Source organism: Corynebacterium sp. HMSC074C05 (assembly GCF_001838325.1).
Lineage (GTDB): Bacteria > Actinomycetota > Actinomycetes > Mycobacteriales > Mycobacteriaceae > Corynebacterium > Corynebacterium amycolatum.
Window position 1 is genome coordinate 1 of sequence record NZ_KV836278.1, and the last position, 20078, is coordinate 20078.

The following is a 20078-nucleotide window of genomic DNA, read 5'->3' on the forward strand; positions in this document are numbered from 1 at the left end:
AAACTCGCACAGTTTCACATGTGCAGCCCGTACTTTTTGTTTATAAACCCGCATTCGAGCCGTGATCACCTGAAAAAGAAAAGGCGACCTACACCACTTGTGTAGGTCGCCCCTGGGTCAAAACCGGACAAGCCCGGCCGCTACCCCGCTACCCGGGTATCCACTACTCCACTACTGCTACGAGCTCTGCGCCGAGCTCCTTGGCCTCCTCTGGAGAGAGTTCCACCACCAGGCGCCCACCACCATCTGCGGGGACGCGCATCACAATCTTCTTGCCCTCTTTAACTGCCTCCAGCGGACCATCACCGGTACGCGGCTTCATTGCTGCCATGTGAACTCCTTCGTTCTAAGACAATGTCGATGCAGGAGACGACCAGCTACCCCAGCTCAGCTGTGGTAGCTGGGAGATTGACAATCCCGGTTCAAGACCTCGGTCTAAGACCCCGGTTTAAAATCCCGGTTTAGAATCCCGGTCGGCATTTCGACTACTTCTCTTCATCATAGTCTTTTGTTTCACGCAGCGGCATGGGTGAAGCGCCTCAAACTACGCCCCTTACACCAGCCCACGCACCGGATGCAGTGGTGCAAAATCACCAGAAATAGCCAGAGTCATGCGACAGACATCAAGGGTTTCGGACACCTGATGCGAACGAAACACCGCAACGCCGGCAGCTGCCGCATGGGCAGTCGCGGCCAAGGTGCCGGGCACACGTTGCTCGACCGGGCGGTCCAGAGTCTCACCGACGAAGTCCTTATTCGACAGCGCCATAAGCACCGGCCAGCCTGTAGCCACGAGCTCATTGCAGCGCCGCAGAAGTTCGAGGCCGTGGTAGGTGTTCTTGCCAAAGTCGTGGGTGGGATCGATGAGGATGCGGTCCTCCGGCACGCCAGCGTCCACTGCCCTCTGGGCGAGTTTGCCGGTTTCTGAGATGACATCGTCCACGATGTCGTCGTAACGCACGCGAACCGGATTGGTGCGTGGCAGTGCCCCACCGGTGTGCGAGCAGACGTAACCCACCCCGTGGGCACCCGCGACTTCCAGCAGCTCCGGGTCATGGCCCGCCCACGTGTCGTTGATGAGGTTTGCACCAGTTTTGATGGCGGCCTCCCCGACTTCGGCGCGCCAGGTGTCGACGCTGATGTGCAGGTCAGGATAGCGCTCGCGAACCTTCGCGATGGTCGGCACCACGCGCGCGATTTCCTCGGCAACAGTTACTTCTGCGCCGATACCGGCCTTGACGCCGCCGATGTCGACAATGCCCGCGCCTGCCGCAACAACTTCATCGACGCGAGCAAGCGCAGCCTCCTCCGCAGCCGTCTCGCCACGGTCATAGAAGGAATCCGGGGTGCGATTGACGATGGCCATCACCGTCGGCACCGCGGAGTCCTGATAAAAGCTCCGCACAGCGTCCTACCTTTCGCTGAAACGACGGACTCGGCGGAGCTTTTCGCGAACGTCAGAGGTCTGCTTACAGTCTTCCATCAGCTTTTCGTGCGCGGCCTCGATGTACTCGACCGCTTCGTCAATGGAGTCAGTGACCAGGAAAAGGGCCATATCAGTCGGAGAAATCAGCTCCATGGCCACTAGTTTCTCGCGCATCCAATCAACCAGCCCCGACCAGAACTCAGTGCCGAGCAGCACGATTGGGTGATTTTCCACCTTCTCGGTCTGCACCATCACCAGTGACTCAAAGAGTTCATCGAGCGTGCCGAACCCGCCCGGCAGGCAAATAAAAGCCTGCGAGTACTTCAGGAACATGGTCTTACGCACGAAGAAGTAGCGGAAGTTCATGCCCAGGTCGACCCAGTCGTTCAAGTGCTGCTCGTGCGGCAGCTCAATGCCCAACCCAATGGACAGGCCGTCGGCGTCGTAGCAGCCGCGGTTGGCGGCTTCCATGATGCCCGGGCCGCCACCGGTGATGGTCGCGTAACCCGCCTCCGCCAGCGCCTTGCCCAGGTCGAAGCCCCACTGGTAGTAAGGGCTGTCCTCTGGCAGACGTGCCGAACCGTACACCGTCACTGCCGGCGGGATCTCCGCCAACGCACCAAAGCCGTCAACGAACTCCGACTGAATGCGCAGCACACGCCAGGTATCGTTGTGCAGCCAGTCCGTGTTCGGATTGTGTGACAACAGCCTGCGGTCGGTCGTAGACGCCTGCGGTTCGCCCGCCTGTCGAATCGCGATTGGGCCGCGGAGTGCACGGCGCTTAGCTGGGGACGGAGTACGTACAGGTTTCATAACCTCACAATGTATGCCAGCAATGACATACGCGCACCCGCTCGGCGAGGGCGGGGTGTGATTCTAGGCTCACTCAGCCACCGGCGCGGTGGTCAAGTACCGCCGCACATCCTCCCACAGTGCCGTTATGCACTCGACCGGAATCTGCTCATCCTTCTTGTGGCAGTACGCCGGGTCACCCGGGCCAAAGTTCACCGCAGGAATGCCGAGCGCCGAAAAACGCGCCACATCGGTCCACCCAAACTTGGGCTTTACGACGTCGCCTGCGACCGCAACCAACTCCTTCGCAGCCGCCGCATGCAGTCCAGGCAGCGCCCCAGGGCTCACATCCTCGACATCGACGGTGAGGTCCTCGGGCGCGAACTCGTCGAGCCCCAGCACCTCTCGGAAGTGCGCCATGGCCTCATCGGCGCTGCGGTTGGGCGCGAATCGGAAGTTGACTCGCAGCACCGCCTCGTCGGGAAGCGTATTGGTAGCAACCCCGGCCTCCAGCCAGACGACGTTGAGCCCTTCGCGATAGGCCAACCCGTCGATGTCCACAGTCTGCGGCTCATAGGCGGCAATCCTCGACAGCACCGGCGCTAACTTGTGCACGGCATTGTCGCCGAGCCACGCCCTAGCCGAGTGCGCACGTGTGCCGTGAGCGGTCAAACGCAGGCGAATAGAGCCCTGGCAACCGGCTTCGATGACATTGCCGCTGGGCTCGCCCAGCAGAGCGACATCGCCAGTCAGAAGCTCCGGATGCGACTCACTCAAGTGCCGCAACCCGTTGAACTCCGCGGCGATTTCTTCGCATTCGTACATGATGAGCGTCAGGTCGCGCTGCAGCTCCTGGCTTGCCGCTAGCGTCGCAAAAGCATGCAGATAGACCGCGTCCCCGCTTTTCATATCCACAGTTCCGCAGCCAAAGAGCGTGTCTCTCCCCTGCGCGTCTACCCCACGCGTCGAAGGCACATTGTCCGCAGTCGGCACCGTATCCAGGTGCCCGGCCAGAATCACACGCTGCGGCAATCCACGATGAGTCCGTGCAATCACGTTGTTATCGATGCGCAGGACCTCAATCGACTTATCTGCCTGCGCTACCTCACGCAATGCCACCTCGACGGCATCCGCAATCGCGGTCTCATTGTGGGACACCGATTCGATGTCCACCAGTGCCGCCGTGAGGTCTACAGGATCTTGGAGCAGATTTAACTTCGATTTCACATCAATTAAGCGTACAAACCATTGTGCGCCAGCGAAACCAGAATTTTGTGATGAATATGCGCCGCACGACCATTGATCGCATCCCCATTGGCAGGCGTGCCACCGCCGAGGAACAGCGCCAGCTCATGCGGTTCGGCGGAGGTCACACCAATTCTCCCCTCCGCCGGACGCTTAAGCCCATCAGCCACCTCAAAGACCAGGGTTTTCGCTCCTTCCGGGAGAGTTTGGGCAATGATTTCCTCCGGAGTTTCGCTTGCCGACGACCCCAGCGCCCGCTCCTCCCCCGCATTATCGGTCACCTCTCCGTTGCCGCTTTCTTCCTCGACAACGCCCGCGCCGGGTCCATAGACCACAGCCACACGGGAGCCATAGACCGCAATCACCGGACGCAGCTCATTCGTGCTGACAATCACTGTAGAACCGGCCAACGGCTTGCAGACGGCCGCGACAATCTTGGCCGTTGCATGTGGCAGCTGCACTGGAGTGGGATCGATGTCTCGTCGATAAGCAGGACGAAGCGTTTCGGCGACATCGCCCAGCTCATCGCGCTCCCACATCGGCAGAGCGTCGATGCGTGCCTGCTGATCGCGGTTCTTGCGCTCCAGCAGAAGACGGGCGATCATGCCACCACCGAGCCCCACTGCGATGGCAACTGCGATGACCAGCACCAGACGGTTCGGCGCGATGAGCGCAACCACTGCGGCAATCACCACACCGACTGCGCCAATTGGCATTGCTCGCGGCGGCAAAACGAAACCAAAGAAGCTGGCTACGGCGAGAATCCAAGCACTCAGCAGTGCGAATCCGACATAGAAGACCACCGGCAGGGCCAGGACGAAGCCGAGTCCGAGCACACTGACAGCAATGATGAGGCTAACTAAGAACCACTGCTTCATTTTCTGTGTGCTTTCAAGGCCAGCTAGGGGCATAGTTCATCCTTCCGCGAAGATTCCTCTAAGGGATACTAATATTAAGAATCATGATTACATCTGGCGCTGTCGCTACGGGAATCGCCAACATCGCAATGGACGGTACAGTTCTCGATACTTGGTTTCCCGCACCTCAGTTAAGCGATGAGGTCGTAGAGTCGAGCACTCACCGGCTCGGCGCCGCTGATTTGACCCCGCAGCTGCTTCGTCAGGTGATTTTGGACGAGGATCGCCGCGTGGAGCAGGTGGCAGTGCGCACGTCTATTGAGGATTTGTCCAAGCCGGCTGTCGACCCGCACGATGCCTACCTGCGCCTGCATCTGCTCTCCCACCGCTTGGTCAAGCCGCACCAGCTAAACACCAAGGGGCTCTACGAGCTGCTCCATGTCGTGGCGTGGACCAACAAGGGGCCATGCCTGCCGGACAACTTCGAGCAACTGCGTACCCACTTGCGCGTCCGCGGCCTGATTCACGTCTACGCCATCGACCGTATGCCGCGCATGGTCGACTATGTGCTGCCCGCAGGTGTCCGCATTGCAGAGGCCGAGCGCGTGCGGTTGGGCGCTTATCTGGCACCGGGTACGTCAGTACTGCGCGAGGGATTTGTCTCGCTGAACTCGGGCACTCTGGGCCCATGCAAGATTGAGGGACGTCTATCCTCCGGTGTTGTCATTGGCGCGCACACGAAGGTGGGGCTGTCGGCCTCCATCATTGCCGCTCACGACGATTCCGGTCAGCGTAAGCCGCTCACGGTTGGCGAGCGCTGCCACATCGATATCGCGGCCGGCACCGTCGGCGTCAGCCTCGGTAATGACTGCATTATTGACCGAAGCATCCTCATTGCCCCCGATACGCCCATCGATGTCCCCGCGGAGAACCGCCGTATTCAGGCATGGGAAATCTCCGGCCGCAACAATATGCACTTCTACCATCACCCGGACCACTCGGCGGTGTGCGTCCGCCGCACGGAACGCCCGGGCAATGACGAAGGTGCCGCTACTTTCACTCAGCTTGCCGACGTGCCGGATGAGCTGGCCGGATAACCTACTTTAGGTGTCTTGAAGGCACATTAATGGGCCCCGAAACGGTGAATGGGGGTAAACCCGTAATACGGTTATTGCCCCTGTTATCAGCGAGGTAATGTTTGCGACATGACCGAATCGCAAATTACCTCCACCTCCGGCGAGACAACTCAGCTGGGCAAGGGGCTGCAGGTTCGACACCTGACCATGATGGGTCTTGGCTCCGCAATCGGTGCCGGTCTTTTCCTTGGTACGGGCGTCGGCATTAAGGCAGCTGGCCCGGGTGTTCTCATTTCCTATGTCATCGCTGGCTTCATTGTCGTCCTCGTCATGCAGATGCTCGGCGAGATGGCCGCTGCCCGCCCGACACCGGGTAGCTTCTCCACCTATGCTGAGATGGCCTTTGGTTCTTCGGCTGGCTTTGTCCTCGGATGGCTCTACTGGTTCATGCTCATCATGGTGCTCGGTGCTGAAATCACTGGCGCCGGTGCCATCATGGGTGCGTGGTTCGGTATTCCGGGCTGGATTCCAGGCCTGATCTGTGTTGTCTTCTTCGCTGTAGTGAATTTGGCGAATGTGCGCGGTTTCGGCGAGTTTGAGTTCTGGTTCGCGTTCATCAAGGTCGCGGTGATTATCGCGTTCTTGGTTATTGGCGTTCTTCTTTTCTTCGGTCTGCTGCCAGGTACCAGCTTCGTCGGTACGACGCATATTGCCGAATCCGGATTCCTCCCGAATGGCGTGTCCGGCATTGCCGCTGGTCTGTTGGCTGTGGCCTTCGCCTTCGGCGGTATCGAGATTGTCACGATTGCCGCTGCTGAGGCCGAGGATCCGCAGCGCTCCATCGCTGCTGCTGTCCGCTCGGTAATCTTCCGTATCTCTGTGTTCTACCTGGGCTGCGTGACCGTCATCATCCTGCTGTTGCCGTACTCCCAAATCGATGGCGCTGACTCCGCAGCTGAGTCGCCGTTCACCCAGGTTCTAAAGCAGGCGAGCATTCCAGGTGCCGTTGGCTTCATGGAGGCCATTATCGTTCTGGCGCTGCTGTCCGCATTCAACGCTCAGATCTACGCCACCTCTCGCCTGGTCTACTCGATGTCCACCCGCGGTGAGGCACCGCGCTTCTTCGCCCACACCAATGAGCACGCAGTTCCGAACCGTGCGGTCATCATGTCGATGGTCTTCGCCTTCGTCTCTGTTGGCCTGCAGGTTGTCTTCGACGGCTCGAGTGTCCTGGTCTTCCTGCTGAACGCTGTCGGCGGCTGCTTGCTGGTGATTTGGCTGGTCATTGCCCTGTCCGAGATTAAACTGCGCCCGCAGATGGAGGCCAACAACGAGCTTTCCGTTCGCATGTGGGCCTACCCGGCACTGTCCTGGGTAGCGGTCATCCTGATCCTGGGCCTTGCTGTTGGCATGCTCACCGATCCTGGCGCTCGCCAGCAGGTTATCGCCGTAGTATGTGTCACTGCGTTCCTTGCGGTGCTCGCTGCACTAACTAAGAAGAGCCGCACCGCGGCCCGCGAGGCCTTCGAGTCCAGCGATAGCAACTAGCCCATGACAACTAATCGCAGGGTCTAACCACCCTGCTCCCCCTATCCGAACACTTCCTTGCTACACATTTGCGGAACACTTTTCATAGATAGGGATATGCCGGTAGCCTGTTTTCCATGGAATTTGGAGCACAAGCTACCGGCATTGCCACTTTTAACAACGATACTGTTCTCGACGTCTGGTTCCCCGCCCCCAAGCTCATCGAAGAGGGCACGGCAACCTCCACCACGACCGGAACCATTGACACCGACGCGCTCCCCGAAGATTTCACCTACCTCGCAGACCTGGCCGTAGCCGATGCGGACCGCGGTACCACACGCCGTCTGGTCACAGCTACCATCGCTTCACTCGATGACGCACCGATCGACACCATCGATGCCTACCTGCGCCTCCATCTGCTCTCCCACCGTCTGGTTGTGCCCAACAGCATCAACCTGGACGGCATCTTCGGCAAGCTCAACAATGTGGTGTGGACCAATTTTGGCCCCTGTGCTGTCGAAGGCTTCGAGGTAACCCGAGCCAAGCTGTCACGCCGCGGACCTGTCACCGTCTACTCCATCGATAAATTCCCCCGCATGGTCGACTACGTCACTCCCACCGGAGTCCGCATCGGTGACGCTGACCGCGTGCGCCTTGGAGCCCACCTCGCAGAGGGCACCACAGTCATGCACGAGGGCTTCGTCAACTTCAACGCAGGCACGCTTGGACACTCCATGGTGGAAGGCCGTATCTCCCAGGGCGTCATCGTCGACGACGGCTCCGATATCGGCGGTGGAGCGTCCATCATGGGCACACTATCCGGCGGAGGTAAGGAAGTTGTGTCCGTCGGCAAGCGATGCCTACTCGGTGCGAACGCTGGACTCGGCATCTCGCTCGGCGATGACTGCGTACTGGAAGCCGGGCTCTACATCACCGCCGGCACCAAGTGTCACGTTGCCCTGGACGGCGTGAAGAAGACGCTCAAGGCCCGCGAGCTTTCGGGCGGATCGAATATGCTCTTCCGCCGCAATTCACTCTCTGGTGCAGTCGAGGTTGTGCCGTGGGCTGCCGAAAAGGTGAAGCTCAGCGCCGAACTACACGCTAACTAACGGTGGTCGGCACGTCTGCCGGGGCCGAAATATTCCGCGCGCTCCGGTAGGCACATCGCTCACCAGTGACGGGGTCGATGAACGCCAATGCGGTCGCCGTCAGGCGCAACTGCGGCGTGTACTTTGGCGCGCTGCCCGCGCTTGCCGACGGCTCCTGCGTCCCAACCTCTCGGCCATAAGTGTCCTCACCGAGAATGGGATAGCCTAGCCAGTCCATCGTCGCCCGCAGCTGATGTGTGCGGCCCGTATGGGGCTGTAGCCGCCAGTGCCCCACCTGCATGCGGCTGCCGCAATGCCCGCAACCACAGCCGACTGCATGCAGCGGAATGCTGGCGCTGGTCGCACCACCGCCACGGCTGCTCGCCAGCACATCGCCGATATCCGCTGCTACCGGGCCTAGGAAGGTCACTGTTGTGTGTGCGAGCTTGCGCTTGGGATTCTTCGCAGCGGCGCGTGCGGGATCATTGATCTCCACAACTTTTACTCCGCGCTCTGCCGGGTTGGGGTCGAGCAGGAGTGTGACTTCCCTGCTTTCTCCCGCATGCCAATCATCAGGCATCACGGTGAGGCATTCGTATTCTTTGGTGATTTCCTGGTTTTGGAAAAGCTGCTGGTAGCGCACACGGGTAGCCGGATTCCGAGAGAGCAACAGCAGCCCGCTGGTCAGCAGGTCCAGACGGTGAACGGCCACAATCTCCGATTCCCCGAGACTACGTCGGAGGCGCTCCTGCACGGTATTGGCTACGATGCGGCCATTGGGGGTTGCTGGCAGAAAAGGTGGCTTGTCTACGACCAAAAACTCATCAGTGCCGGCCACAATTACCGGCTCAAAGGGGATGTACTCCTCGCGCTCGTGAGCGGCGGCATCGACTTGCGCTGCCTGACGGTTCTTCTCAAGTCCCCACCAGGCATCGCGGTTGCCTGCGGCACGTCCCACGGCACACTCCTCTTTTTATGATTTGGTCTATGCCGATGTCGGCACCGTTTGCAGCATCCGGGCTACTCGGACAAGCACATCTGGCCGGGCTAGCCGCGAATGCGCGCCGCGGCCACTTCGATATCGTTGAGCGTCGCTGTGAGCCCCACCCGCACGTGCTGCGCACCCTTGGGGCCGTAGAAGCTACCCGGCGCGACCAGGATGCCGCGTTCGGCCAGCCAATCAACCGTCTGCCAGCAGTCTTCCCCGCGAGTAACCCACAGATAGAGCCCGCCCTCGGAGTCATCGACACGAAAACCTGCGGCTACCAGTGCATCGCGCAGAATCTCACGGCGGTCACTGTAGCGCTGCTTTTGTTCGGCCTCGTGGGAGTCGTCGTTAAGCGCGGCGATCGTGGCGTGCTGGATGGGTCCCGGCATCATCAGCCCCATGTGACGGCGCACGGAAACCAGCTCGGCAATAAGGTCCGCATCGCCGGCGAACCAGCCGGTGCGGTACGACGCCATGTTCGACGTCTTGGACAGTGAGTGGATAGCCAGCAGGTTGGTGAAATCACCGTCGCACACTCGCGGGTCGAGAATACTGACTGGCTGTTCAGTCCAACCGAGCCCCAGGTAGCACTCGTCAGAGGCGACGATGACGTCCCGAGCACGAGCCCACTCAACCACCTTGCGCAGGTGTTCAACACCGAGGACCTTGCCGTTGGGGTTGCCCGGGGAATTGATGAACATCAGTGTCGGCGAGGCGGGGCCGATTTGTGTCAGCGAGTCCGCACGCAGCAGCTCAGCGCCCACAATGCGTACGCCGACCTCGTACGTGGGATATGCCAGTTCCGGAATGACGACGGTATGCCCCGCACCTACGCCAAGGAGGAAGGGAAGCCAGCCAATCGCTTCTTTGGTACCGATGACCGGAAGCACATTGCCGCCGTTGACCGCTGACTCCAGTCCCGTCACGCCGTAACGCCGCGCCATCGCTGCAACAATCGCCGCGCGTAACTCAGGCGTACCGACGGTCTGAGGGTAACCCGGTGCAGCAGCACCTTCGGAAAGGCCCTGCCGGATTATCGGAGCGACTTCATCGACCGGTGTGCCGACCGAGAGATTCACCATGCCCTCTTCATGCGCAGCCGCAGTGGCTTTCGCCTGCGTGAGAGAATCCCACGGAAACTGAGGCAAAAGAGAACCGGGAGTTACGCGCTTGCGGGCAGCTGACATGGGCGGTGATGAAATCCTTCCCGGGAAAGAAATAGGTTTAGTCCTCTGTGGCTTTAGTCTTCTGCCTGCGGCGGCAGAGCTGCCACGAACGGCACATCGAAGTCCTGGGGGCCGAGCTTGGCGGCACCGCCCGGGGAACCCAGCTCATCGAACCAGTCGACATTGGCATCGATGAATTCAACCCACTCATCCGGAACATCGTCCTCGTAGAAGATGGCCTCGACTGGGCAGACCGGTTCACAAGCGCCACAGTCCACGCACTCATCAGGATGAATGTAGAGCATGCGCTTACCCTCGTAAATGCAGTCAACCGGGCATTCTTCAACACAGGCACGGTCGAGGACGTCAACACATGGCTGGGCAATGATGTAAGTCATGGTTTTAGGTTTAAGAACCTTTCTCACAAGATATGGGATGAGGCTTTCGCTATCTGTCGATTATGCCGTTCCAACGAGAAACAGAGCAAAATAGACAGAGCGGTATATTCAGATTGGAGTCTACACCCAACGTAGGTGTTGTTTTCAACTGGCTCCAGAAAGGTCCACATTGATGCAGGCTTGCCCTGCATCAGTTCCTCACCGCCTCCTGCAGCATCCGCTCCCGTTTTCGCTGCAGTTTCCGCTAGAGCGCCCGCAGGTGGCGCAGTGGCCAGGCACCGCCCAGCACACCACAAACAAGCAGCAGAACTGTTCGCAACCACTGCCCCATTGCCAAATCACCACCGAAGGGCAGCACTGCCCACAGCAAAATGCCTGCAAAGCCCAGCACCCAAATGACAGTCGGAATCGCAGCTTTAGAGCGATCACGAGTCCACAGCAACGCTGTATTGGTGATAACCAGATTGGCAATATAGGCCAACGGAATAGTCCACGGCAACGGAATAGCAACCGAGCCGATGGTAATCCACGCTCCGAGGAAAACTACCTCAATCACCAGCGCTGCCAGCGCAGCCAGCGACAGCCAGACCAGCGCTACCGTGACTTCACCCTGATGGAAGTTCTCACGTGGCTGCGAACGTTCCGGGTCGCCCCAATAGCGCTCATCTCCAAACGTGCGCTTTTCAATACTCAAGCGCTCGTTTTTCAACTTTCCGCCAGCAGCGTTAATCAAGTCTTCGCTTTCGTGAGGTTGAAGGTCACTCATCGTCCGCACTCCCCTCCGCCGCCAGATCCACGCCCGGTACCGAGTCGACGCTCGCTACCGGCTCCGACAGTAATTGGATATTCACCAGCTCCCCTAGCGCTTCCATAGACGCAGCGGTCGCCGTACCAAAACGGTATGCCTCAGTCGGCGTCACCGGCTGACACAGCAAATTGGAAAACGCCCATACGGCTCGCGCACGACCAGAGCCATCGGTCTGCCCATAGACAGCATCCGGATTAACCTCGCTGACGGAACCATCGGCGAACCACACCTGCGTCGCATGCGCGCGCATGGCCTCAACCTTGGCAGCCACAGCGGCGTCATCCAGCTGAACCTCGAAATGGCCAGTCACGGTGGCGAAGTCGTCGACATCGCACGACTGCCAGCTCTCCGGTACCACGGTAATGGCATCCAGCCCCGCCGCCATTGCCTCACGATCGGTGACCGCCCACAGCGTCGGAAAGCGATTTCCGCACGCCGCGACAGTGATATCGTGCGCACGAATGTGGTCCGGATGCCCATAGCCACCATCGGCATCGTAGGTAATGACCAGGTCTGGCTGCAGCTCATCGAGGATGGTGCGAAGCTGGGCGACCGCCTCATCACCTGAGTTCACGAAGGCACGCGGATGCTCATTGCCCTTGTCACCGGCCATCCCGGAGTCACGCCAACGTCCAGCGCCGCCGAGGAACCGCGGCGCGTTATCAGGACCGTTGGCGCCTAACGCACGCAGCGCCGAGCGCAACTCGGCGACGCGGAAACCGCCCAACTGGTCGGCTTCATCAGCAACTAGCCCCTGGTACGGCGCACCGATGACCTCTCCCAGCTCGCCCATCGTGCAGGTCACTACGCTTACCGACGCTCCGGAACGCGCGGCAGCCGCAATCAAACCACCTGTCCAAATGGACTCGTCATCTGGATGTGCGTGAACAAAAAGTAACTTCACGGACTTTCTTACTTCCCCTTGTTCTCCTGGTCGATGTTATCGCGGCCATCTTGGTTCTGACCCGAACCGTCCTGCTCTGTATCTTCGCGCGGATTATCTCTCGTCTGAGAATTCTCAGACGATTCTCGAGCCCCACTCTGTGTCGAGACACGGCGAACCTCGCCCAGAACACCGAGGCGGCCCAACACTGGGTCATCGGTCCACTGCGAAGAGTCCCTCCTCCCGGTAATTGTAATTTCCGGGCTGACCACCGTCAGCAAGCCGTCTTTCACCAAGGTCAGCTCGATACTGTGGCCAGCAATGATATCGGCGAGTTCAGCGGGCAACGCAGAACTGTCGGGAGCGAGCAGCTCATCAATCTGTGGGTCACAAAGACCGGAGAGATTCTCGCTCCGAGCAGCCGATTTCGGAGCAACTGGTACTCCATTTAGGTCAGCCGGCTCCGCTGAGGTAGAAGATTTGGACTGTTCAGATGGTGTTGTCCCGTCCAACGAGCCCTGCTCTTCAGCACTCTTTTCCCGATCTCCACTTGGCGCAGGCCTTGTCGAACTATCGACGAGCTCAGAATCAGACTCGGACTCAGACTCAGCAGCCGACTCTGCGCCCGCTTCGTCCAGGTCCTTCGGCGGCAGCGAACTGACCGAGCCTTCCGTACACACATAGCGTTCCCGGGCCGCCTGGACAGAATTGGGCTGCTCTGCCCATGCCACCACGGCATCGACAGTTCCGTAGGGCAACGAAGACCGCAGCATGTCCGCCGGAGAATACGAAACAACGGTGGCGGGGATACCAGCTGCAGTCAACTGGTCAGCGACCGCAAAAGCCGCAGCGCGTGCCGCTATACCGTCGCTGATGATGCCAATTCGTAGCGGATTGTCCTCAGTAAAACCAGCCTGTGGTGTCTCGAATCGCTCCTGGTCACCACCGTCACCAGAACCACCCGCAATTCGGCGGCCGGTGGCCACCTCTGAGACCTCTGCAACGTTGATGCTGCTCAGAATGGCCCGGCGGACGGACTCGTCGGCAAGCCTATTCGACGCGAGATTGGTACTGAAAACCAGTTCCCGGTTTGGCTCATGGAAAAACTCAGCAACACCGGGGACCAGACCATACGTCAGCTCAGATGTCTCCGTAGGACGGACCTGCACAGCCTGGATCTGCTTCGAACGCAGTTGCTCCGCACCATCGATGGCACTACGCATGGCACGCAGCGTAATAATCTCTGAGGCCGCTGGCTGCTCACCCCAGTAGCGGTCATTTCGAACCAGTCGAATAATGTTGCGGCCGACATCCATCGACTCGACGGTGTACTGCCCACCGGAAGCTGGGAAACGACTGGCCAGCCCTTCGGAAAAACCATCAGTGTTCGACCGCATCAGATGCGCCGGCAAGAGATGCGCAAACAGTCGCTGCCAATGCGTAATCGGCTGAGTGAACATCACATCAATCTGACGGCCCCCGTCAGAGACATCAATGGATTTAATCAGCTCATAGGTTGCTGTATCCAACGATCCTGGAGTGGACGTGACTTGGGAATGCAGATAGCGGAAGTCCTCGCCGCTGATGGGCGTGCCATCGCTCCACTGCGCCCCCTTTCGAATGCGGTAGCGGACATGCTCTGCCGCTACCGTCGGATCCGTGATGTCAACATCGGCTGCTTTCCAGCTTCCAGCTCCATTACTGGTGTCGCCGTCTTTGCTGTCATCATTCCTGATGACCTGCACGGAATCCAATAAATCGGAGTTGAGCAGCCACTGAGGAGCACCTGCCAAACGGGCATTGGCAGCGTTATCCACCACTCCGGGAGCTTGCGCGGAGGCAGTAGCGTCACCAGCCTCGCCCTCAACTGGCGCGGGGGTGAAAACACTGGGCAGTGTCAGTCGCGCTACCAGGCTGGTCACTGGGGAGACGTCGGCAAGCAAATGCGGATTGAAGCCTTCGACAAACTCGTCGACACCGACCGTGACTTCACGCATCTTTTTAGCCTGGTCAGCGGTGTCTTCCTGCTGTACCGGCACTTCCTGCTGCCCGGGCACAGTCGGAGCGTCGGACGGGCGAGCCATGCACGAGGACGCCAAAGCCGCCGTCACGCAGAGTGTCGATGCTACGAAAAATCGACGAGAAGCTGCGTGACGACGGCTGCGAATAAACATATTCACGAGATTACTCGACACCTGGCCGAGTCAGTTACCCCGAGACTGGTTTTCCAGGTCGCCCAGTCTTCTAGTAACCCGAATTACTTCTTATTCATTGCCTTCGCGCGGGAACGGGCGCGAGCGCGATCGGTGGCGCTGAGGATCTGCTTGCGTACGCGAATGCCCTCCGGGGTGACCTCAACACACTCGTCAGCGCCACAGAACTCCATAGCCTCATCGAGGGAGAGCTTGTGAGCCTTCTCCAGAGTCACGGTCGCATCAGCCGAAGCTGCGCGCATATTCGTCAGCTTCTTTTCCTTGGTGATGTTGATGTCCATGTCCTCATCACGCGGATTCTGGCCAACGACCATGCCCTCGTAAGCCTGGTCACCCGGCTCGACGAAGAAGGTGCCGCGGTCAGAAAGCTGAATCAGCGCGTAAGCGGTGATCTGGCCAGTACGGTCAGCCACCAGCGAACCAGTCGGGCGGTCCTTAATCTCGCCTGCCCACTCGCCGTAACCGGCCGAGTAGTGGTTGGCGATACCGGTGCCCTTGGTCTCCGTCATGAAAGTGGTGCGGAAGCCAATCAGGCCGCGGGACGGAATCAGGAATTCCATGCGCACCCAACCGGTGCCCTGGTTACCCATCTGTTCCATGCGTCCCTTACGAGCCGCCATCAGCTGCGTGACCGCACCCAGGTGCTCTTCTGGAACATCGATGGTCAGGTGCTCGTACGGCTCCTGAACCTTGCCATCGACGGTCTTGGTAACAACCTGCGGCTTACCGACGGTCAGCTCAAAGCCCTCACGACGCATAGTTTCAACCAGAACGGACAGCGCCATTTCACCACGGCCCTGCACCTCCCAGGCATCCGGGCGTTCGGTCGGCAGCACGCGCAGCGAGACGTTACCGATCAGCTCCTGGTCCAGGCGGGCCTTGACCATACGAGCGGTCAGCTTATCGCCACCACCCTGGCCTGCCAGTGGCGAGGTGTTCACACCGATCGTCATGGAGATAGCCGGCTCATCGACCAGAATGCGTGGCAGCGGATCCGGGTGCTCAGCATCACAGAGAGAGTCACCGATCATGACCTCATCGATACCGGAGATAGCAGCGATGTCACCTGCAATGGCCTCTTCAGCAGGAACACGGGTCACGCCGACGGTACGCAACAGCTCCGCGACCTTCGCGTTCTTGATGTGCTCATTGCCATCAGAGTCATAGTGAATCCACGAAATCTGCTGTCCCTTGCGGATACGGCCCTTGTGAATACGAATCAGGCCAATTCGACCAAGGAAGGAGCTGGAGTCCAGGTTAGTAACCTGCGCCTGCAGCGGGGCATCAATCTCAGCGGACGGCTCCGGGAGCACCTCGGTGATGACGTCGAACAGCGGCTGCAGGTTCTCAGACTCCGGCAAGTTGCCGTTACCCGGGTTCTCCGTCGAAGCCTTACCGGCACGACCGGAAGCATAGAGAACCGGCAGCTCAAGGTTGCGCTCAGCAACCTCAGCAGCTTCCGGGTCTTCCAGGGTAGAGGCTAGCTCTAGCAGCAGATCCTGGGCTTCCTCAACAACCTCGTCGATACGTGCATCTGGGCGGTCGGTCTTGTTGACCACAATGATTACCGGCATGGACGCAGCCAGGGCCTTGCCCAGCACGAAGCGAGTCTGTGGCAACGGACCTTCGGAAGAGTCAATCAGCAGCACTACGCCGTCAACCATGGACAGCGCTCGCTCCACCTCACCACCGAAGTCGGCGTGGCCAGGGGTGTCAATGACGTTGATGATGAGATCTTCGCCGTTCTTTCCCTCACCTTTTCGGCGAATAGCGGTGTTCTTCGCCAAGATGGTGATGCCCTTTTCCTTTTCAAGGTCACCAGAGTCCATCACTCGGTCTGCAACTTCTTCGTGGTCGCTGAAAACGCCGGACTGCTCCAGCATGGCGTTCACGAGAGTGGTCTTGCCATGGTCGACGTGCGCGACAATGGCGACATTACGGAACTCGGTATCGCTCACAGGCGGATAGCTCCTAACAAGCTAAGAGGACTAAAAGAAAAAGATACGGCCTTGCCCTAAAGGACTGTCTTTGCGACTGCCTTTAACGCCCCGCATCAACGCGTAATAAAGCGTTCTACAGTGTACTCCTTCTTAATGGCCCTGCACATCTCGCAGAGCTTCCCGCAACCCCGAGCACCTATCCGTCATGCAAAGTGGCACTGCCCCGCCGCCCCTAGGCATAAATTACCCCCTTGCCCCACCCCCGCTTTGCCGACAGCCATAACGGCATATCCGCCCACACCACAACGCTTCACGACGGCAACCTCTCAGCCCGCCATGTGATAGATGTGACCAAATGCCATAGTTGTAACCCCACGGGATGAGACTTGACTCCACCCGCTTACACGCTGCGAAACGCCATTAACCCCATAAGCATGCAGTGCGCCTCAATTTTCACAATCATCTCTTTCTACACCTTCATCCACTCTGGTTGACTTGCGACACGCGGGAACCCATGCGTTAATCTCCTGAGAAGATTCTGAACATTTCTTTTTCAAATCTTTCCAATTCACGTTGGAGTCGTTCTAAGATGAGCAACGATTCCGAAATTTTGATTCCGACTCCAATAGCCCACGAATGAGAGGTACTTCACCGTGGTTTCGACTGGACGCTCCTTCCTGCGCCGTGCCGCAGCGACCTTGGGTGCAGCTGCAATTCTCACTGCGGGCATGACTCCCGCCGCTTCTGCTTCCCCCTCGCTGGACTCCCTGAACATCGCTTCGCCGGATCTTTACGGCAACGCGCGCGACATCATTAACTCCCCAGGCGTTCCTGAGGAAATTTCAAGCGCACTGAACAAGGGAATTGACTTCCTGACTGGCGAGGGCGATGGCGAGCCGGGCTTCAAGGTTCCGGAAGGCGCCCCGAAGACCAACCAGTTCCTGCTGCCGACCGTGGCTGACAAGTGCATCGGTGGCGAAAGCCGCTCCATCGGTATGGCCACCTCCGTTCCGGGTCCGGCTGACCTGCCGCTGCCTGGCGTTCCGGAGAACCAGCTTGGCTTCGTCTTCACTGGCCTGGGCACCAAGCAGCTGGCTAAGGAACAGAACACCGAGATGAACGTCTACTGGGTCAACGTTGCCAACGGCAAGTACGGCAAGACCACCCTGCAGAACAATGGCATCAACGCCGAGGAGGGCCCGGGCGCTGTCAACGGCACCGCTGACACGGGCAAGGGCTTGGTCATCGCTGTCATGCAGGGCGGTATCACCACTCAGGAAGAGCCTGGTCCGACCAACTGCAGCTACACCCCGACCGCCGGTGTCTTCCCGGTCGGCCTGAACTAAGTTTTTCTAGTTCTCCCCTAGCCCTTTTTGCATCACGTATGCAGAAAGGGCTTTTCTATGCCCAAAAAGGCAGCCCCCACACGTTAAGGTATTCGCATGTCCACTTCACCGGCCACTTCGGCTTCGACCGCGGCAGCTCCTGCACTCTCCCCAATTCGCTCGAGTCAGGACACACATCCTCCAAAAGTCGAGACCTTTGACCTACGTGAAATGGTCAACACCGACCCCAAGGGCTTTCAGCGCAAAGTCGACGAGTTCCGAACTCTCACACCCAGCCGCCTCTATATGCGCCGTGGGATGGATCATCCAAAGTTTGGATATCTTGAGTCATTCCTGCTTGCCGACGAAGGGTTGCGCATCAGCATTTATCACTTCCGCCCGGGCGTGAAGGTGGAACACCAACGCTACGTCGATATTGTCAGCATCGACCGGACTGATCCGCAGTGCTGGCGTATGACCGATTTGTATCTCGACATCCTGCAGGCACCGACCGCCCCTGAGGCGATAGCTCCCCTACCTGTCGATGCGGCCACACAGATTCGAGTTGAAGATGTCGACGAGCTCGTCGCGGCCCACACTCAGGGACTGATTAGCGATGAACTCACCGAGTTCGCTATCGAGACCACGCTGACTGCACGCGCCGCAATCGCTGCACACGGTGACAACATTGATGCGTGGATGCAGACTTTGAACCTCGAAGCGACGTGGGCTGATGCTGTTGAGCTTTCGCCTGCAGCCTAGAACTACCACCTCAACAAAGGAGTACCGTTCGTGTTCGATAACTTAACCGGCCCCATCCCTCCCGCCGGCCCTGATGGCAATGCGATTATCAAAGCCGTCCGAGCAGCATTTACCTCCTACTTTGAAGAGTCCAACCCCGGCGAAGCCCAGCTGACCTTCCTCGGCTCTGCTCCGCTGAAGATGCTGCGCTTCGGACCTGACACAGGCCGGATTGTCACCTACGCAACACTCGGTTGCAGTGCCGAGGCAATGCAAGATCCGTCCGCAATGGTGGTGGACACCAACTCTGGCCCGCGTGCCGAGCTCATCTTGCCTATTCGTGGTGGTCTGGACGCAGTCATCCGCCCGCTGGGTATTCTTGCCGCTTCCCCAAGCATCGAAGGCCTCATCCTCACCGAGGGTGCACTTATCGACTTCGGCCAGCCACTGTGGGATCAATCGCGCTTCACCGGTTTTGTGCTGCTCAAGGCAGAAATCCCGCCGGTCGTGGTAGAGGAAACCGAAGTCACGATCTTCCAGCCAGTCCCGGCCACAACCAACGAACTTGCCCTTGCTCGCGCCAAGGGCGTTGACGAACTGCGTCGCGTGTGGGAAACCCAAGGTGTCGACTTCACCGACCCGCACCGCACCAGCGCTGTATAAAAGTTAGCTTTTTGGATGGTTGCCGACTATCTGCTCGTCGGCAAGCGATAAGTGCAACCTAGCAGTGACGTTTCGCGCCGCGACAGCGTGGTTTAGAGTGTGGAGTTATGGCAGTCAATTCGGCTAAAGACGTTCCTTACCATGCGGCGCAGTCCTTTAGGTGGTGGCGGCTGGCGGTATATGTTTACGTCCCGGCGCTACTCCTCACCGTGGTCAGTTCCCTATTGAAATGGGATGCGACTGTTACGGAAGCGGCAAAGGCCAACAACATCGAGATTTCTGCTGCTCAGACCAGCTTGGCTGTGAGCTTCGCGTTTGCGATTATCGCGCAGACGGCAACGGCGATTGCGTGCTGGTGGCTTGCTGGCAAACTCCTTGAAGGATCGACTGCAGCGCGCACGGTGCTGTCCGTGGCAGCGGCAGTTTTTGTCATTAATGCATCAATGACTCTGGTCGGAACGATTTCCCAGGTGCGCGACGGAGACTCGTCGGTGCTCGGTTTGGTTACAGCTGGCCTGCTGATTGTTGCCTCTATCATCGCCGCAACTGCAACCGTCCAGTCCTACCGTGGCGAGCGAAACCAGAAGTTCTTTGTGACGACGTAGGCAGCTCTTAGTGGCTCGGCGGCTTCGCGGATGAGAGCAGCGCTGTTGGCAACCACAACCCAGCTTTCATCCCTGAGCTCCACCCCACTCTTGACCGGGGAGCAGAGGCAATCGTTGTAGCTGCCTGTGCTTGGTTGGCGAAATGAGGGTGTGATTAGCGAGGCTGATGCGTGCGGCTGCTGGCGAGCTGGTGGATGGTGTGGTGCCGGACTCGTGCAGGACGGCCGAAAACCTGGGGTTAAGAGACAAACCTTATGCCCTGCCACACGCCGACCGGACATGCTTCTTGCTACTTAACCCAAAAACTTACGGGCTGCAAATGTGAAACTGTGCGAGT

General features: G+C 59.1%; 19 protein-coding genes and 1 pseudogene. 8 read left to right on the forward strand and 12 right to left on the reverse strand.

All coding sequences use genetic code 11. The annotated features are described in order from the left end of the window. Positions 1–163: 163 nt before the first annotated feature. From HMPREF3042_RS00675 to HMPREF3042_RS00695, 5 genes are all read right to left on the reverse strand, one after another. Complete coding sequence (locus HMPREF3042_RS00675; RefSeq protein ID WP_005509573.1) at positions 164–331, reverse strand: DUF3117 domain-containing protein; 168 nt, start codon at positions 329–331, stop codon at positions 164–166. A gap of 222 nt (positions 332–553) precedes the next feature. Next, complete coding sequence (gene folP / locus HMPREF3042_RS00680) at positions 554–1366, reverse strand: dihydropteroate synthase (RefSeq protein WP_070855796.1); 813 nt, start codon at positions 1364–1366, stop codon at positions 554–556. Positions 1367–1411: 45 nt separating this feature from the next. Beyond that, positions 1412–2239 carry an LOG family protein gene (locus HMPREF3042_RS00685; protein WP_070855797.1) on the reverse strand — a complete coding sequence of 276 codons (828 nt, stop codon included), beginning with the start codon at positions 2237–2239 and terminating at the stop codon, positions 1412–1414. A gap of 69 nt (positions 2240–2308) precedes the next feature. After that, positions 2309–3445, reverse strand: a complete 1137-nt coding sequence (gene dapE / locus HMPREF3042_RS00690) for a succinyl-diaminopimelate desuccinylase (RefSeq protein WP_070855798.1) — start codon at positions 3443–3445, stop codon at positions 2309–2311. 5 nt (positions 3446–3450) lie between these two features. Beyond that, on the reverse strand, positions 3451–4341 hold the full coding sequence (locus HMPREF3042_RS00695) for a hypothetical protein (protein ID WP_246821946.1): 891 nt from the start codon (positions 4339–4341) through the stop codon (positions 3451–3453). 83 nt (positions 4342–4424) lie between these two features. On the opposite strand from HMPREF3042_RS00695, the gene HMPREF3042_RS00700 reads away from it, so the two are divergent. The 3 genes from HMPREF3042_RS00700 (at position 4425) to dapD (ending at position 8032) form a co-directional block, all read left to right on the forward strand. Then, the gene (locus HMPREF3042_RS00700; RefSeq protein WP_038628339.1) at positions 4425–5417 is read left to right on the forward strand and encodes a 2,3,4,5-tetrahydropyridine-2,6-dicarboxylate N-succinyltransferase; all 993 of its coding nucleotides are present in this window, start codon (positions 4425–4427) and stop codon (positions 5415–5417) included. Positions 5418–5525: 108 nt separating this feature from the next. Further along, the gene (locus HMPREF3042_RS00705; RefSeq protein ID WP_070855799.1) at positions 5526–6944 is read left to right on the forward strand and encodes an amino acid permease; all 1419 of its coding nucleotides are present in this window, start codon (positions 5526–5528) and stop codon (positions 6942–6944) included. 116 nt (positions 6945–7060) lie between these two features. After that, positions 7061–8032: a 2,3,4,5-tetrahydropyridine-2,6-dicarboxylate N-succinyltransferase gene (gene dapD, locus HMPREF3042_RS00710; protein WP_070855800.1), complete on the forward strand. Its 972-nt coding sequence runs from the start codon at positions 7061–7063 to the stop codon at positions 8030–8032. On the opposite strand, the gene HMPREF3042_RS00715 is transcribed toward dapD, so the two are convergent. The 7 genes from HMPREF3042_RS00715 to typA form a co-directional block, all read right to left on the reverse strand. Further along, positions 8025–8969, reverse strand: a complete 945-nt coding sequence (locus tag HMPREF3042_RS00715; RefSeq protein WP_070855801.1) for a pseudouridine synthase — start codon at positions 8967–8969, stop codon at positions 8025–8027. The two genes, dapD and HMPREF3042_RS00715, sit on opposite strands and share 8 nt — an antisense overlap. 89 nt (positions 8970–9058) lie before the next feature. Further along, a complete protein-coding gene (gene dapC / locus HMPREF3042_RS00720) occupies positions 9059–10186 on the reverse strand; it encodes a succinyldiaminopimelate transaminase (RefSeq protein WP_070855802.1) in 1128 nt (375 codons plus the stop codon). A gap of 53 nt (positions 10187–10239) precedes the next feature. After that, a complete protein-coding gene (gene fdxA / locus HMPREF3042_RS00725) occupies positions 10240–10563 on the reverse strand; it encodes a ferredoxin (protein ID WP_005509435.1) in 324 nt (107 codons plus the stop codon). Positions 10564–10807: 244 nt separating this feature from the next. Then, a complete protein-coding gene (locus HMPREF3042_RS00730; protein ID WP_070851692.1) occupies positions 10808–11329 on the reverse strand; it encodes a hypothetical protein in 522 nt (173 codons plus the stop codon). Continuing rightward, on the reverse strand, positions 11322–12275 hold the full coding sequence (gene mshB, locus HMPREF3042_RS00735; RefSeq protein WP_070851691.1) for an N-acetyl-1-D-myo-inositol-2-amino-2-deoxy-alpha-D-glucopyranoside deacetylase: 954 nt from the start codon (positions 12273–12275) through the stop codon (positions 11322–11324). The genes HMPREF3042_RS00730 and mshB overlap by 8 nt, the downstream gene beginning before the upstream one ends. A gap of 8 nt (positions 12276–12283) precedes the next feature. Continuing rightward, positions 12284–14428: an ABC transporter family substrate-binding protein gene (locus tag HMPREF3042_RS00740; RefSeq protein ID WP_070855803.1), complete on the reverse strand. Its 2145-nt coding sequence runs from the start codon at positions 14426–14428 to the stop codon at positions 12284–12286. 83 nt (positions 14429–14511) lie between these two features. Beyond that, on the reverse strand, positions 14512–16425 hold the full coding sequence (gene typA / locus HMPREF3042_RS00745; RefSeq protein WP_070851690.1) for a translational GTPase TypA: 1914 nt from the start codon (positions 16423–16425) through the stop codon (positions 14512–14514). 635 nt (positions 16426–17060) lie between these two features. Between typA and HMPREF3042_RS00750 the strand changes: the two genes are divergently transcribed. From HMPREF3042_RS00750 to HMPREF3042_RS10925, 5 genes and pseudogenes are all read left to right on the forward strand, one after another. Continuing rightward, a complete protein-coding gene (locus HMPREF3042_RS00750; RefSeq protein WP_038628314.1) occupies positions 17061–17753 on the forward strand; it encodes an Rv1157c family protein in 693 nt (230 codons plus the stop codon). A gap of 96 nt (positions 17754–17849) precedes the next feature. After that, on the forward strand, positions 17850–18494 hold the full coding sequence (locus tag HMPREF3042_RS00755; protein ID WP_070855804.1) for a ribonuclease FAU-1 family protein: 645 nt from the start codon (positions 17850–17852) through the stop codon (positions 18492–18494). Positions 18495–18524: 30 nt separating this feature from the next. Continuing rightward, positions 18525–19136: a suppressor of fused domain protein gene (locus HMPREF3042_RS00760; RefSeq protein WP_070855805.1), complete on the forward strand. Its 612-nt coding sequence runs from the start codon at positions 18525–18527 to the stop codon at positions 19134–19136. 107 nt (positions 19137–19243) lie between these two features. Next, positions 19244–19741 carry a hypothetical protein gene (locus HMPREF3042_RS00765; RefSeq protein ID WP_070855806.1) on the forward strand — a complete coding sequence of 166 codons (498 nt, stop codon included), beginning with the start codon at positions 19244–19246 and terminating at the stop codon, positions 19739–19741. Positions 19742–19755: 14 nt separating this feature from the next. After that, positions 19756–19887, forward strand: a pseudogene (locus tag HMPREF3042_RS10925) (amidohydrolase); the annotation flags it as partial. Positions 19888–20078: the final 191 nt, after the last annotated feature.

Excerpts from the sequence above, each read along its gene's own strand:
- HMPREF3042_RS00675 (WP_005509573.1), bottom strand. The coding sequence starts at position 331 with ATGGCAGCAATGAAGCCGCGTACCGGTGATGGTCCGCTGGAGGCAGTT.
- folP (WP_070855796.1), bottom strand. The coding sequence starts at position 1,366 with ATGGCCATCGTCAATCGCACCCCGGATTCCTTCTATGACCGTGGCGAG.
- HMPREF3042_RS00685 (WP_070855797.1), bottom strand. The coding sequence starts at position 2,239 with ATGAAACCTGTACGTACTCCGTCCCCAGCTAAGCGCCGTGCACTCCGC.
- HMPREF3042_RS00695 (WP_246821946.1), bottom strand. The coding sequence starts at position 4,341 with ATGAAGCAGTGGTTCTTAGTTAGCCTCATCATTGCTGTCAGTGTGCTC.
- HMPREF3042_RS00700 (WP_038628339.1), top strand. The coding sequence starts at position 4,425 with ATGATTACATCTGGCGCTGTCGCTACGGGAATCGCCAACATCGCAATG.
- HMPREF3042_RS00705 (WP_070855799.1), top strand. The coding sequence starts at position 5,526 with ATGACCGAATCGCAAATTACCTCCACCTCCGGCGAGACAACTCAGCTG.
- dapD (WP_070855800.1), top strand. The coding sequence starts at position 7,061 with ATGGAATTTGGAGCACAAGCTACCGGCATTGCCACTTTTAACAACGAT.
- dapC (WP_070855802.1), bottom strand. The coding sequence starts at position 10,186 with ATGTCAGCTGCCCGCAAGCGCGTAACTCCCGGTTCTCTTTTGCCTCAG.
- fdxA (WP_005509435.1), bottom strand. The coding sequence starts at position 10,563 with ATGACTTACATCATTGCCCAGCCATGTGTTGACGTCCTCGACCGTGCC.
- HMPREF3042_RS00730 (WP_070851692.1), bottom strand. The coding sequence starts at position 11,329 with ATGAGTGACCTTCAACCTCACGAAAGCGAAGACTTGATTAACGCTGCT.
- HMPREF3042_RS00740 (WP_070855803.1), bottom strand. The coding sequence starts at position 14,428 with ATGTTTATTCGCAGCCGTCGTCACGCAGCTTCTCGTCGATTTTTCGTA.
- HMPREF3042_RS00755 (WP_070855804.1), top strand. The coding sequence starts at position 17,850 with ATGTCCACTTCACCGGCCACTTCGGCTTCGACCGCGGCAGCTCCTGCA.
- HMPREF3042_RS00765 (WP_070855806.1), top strand. The coding sequence starts at position 19,244 with ATGGCAGTCAATTCGGCTAAAGACGTTCCTTACCATGCGGCGCAGTCC.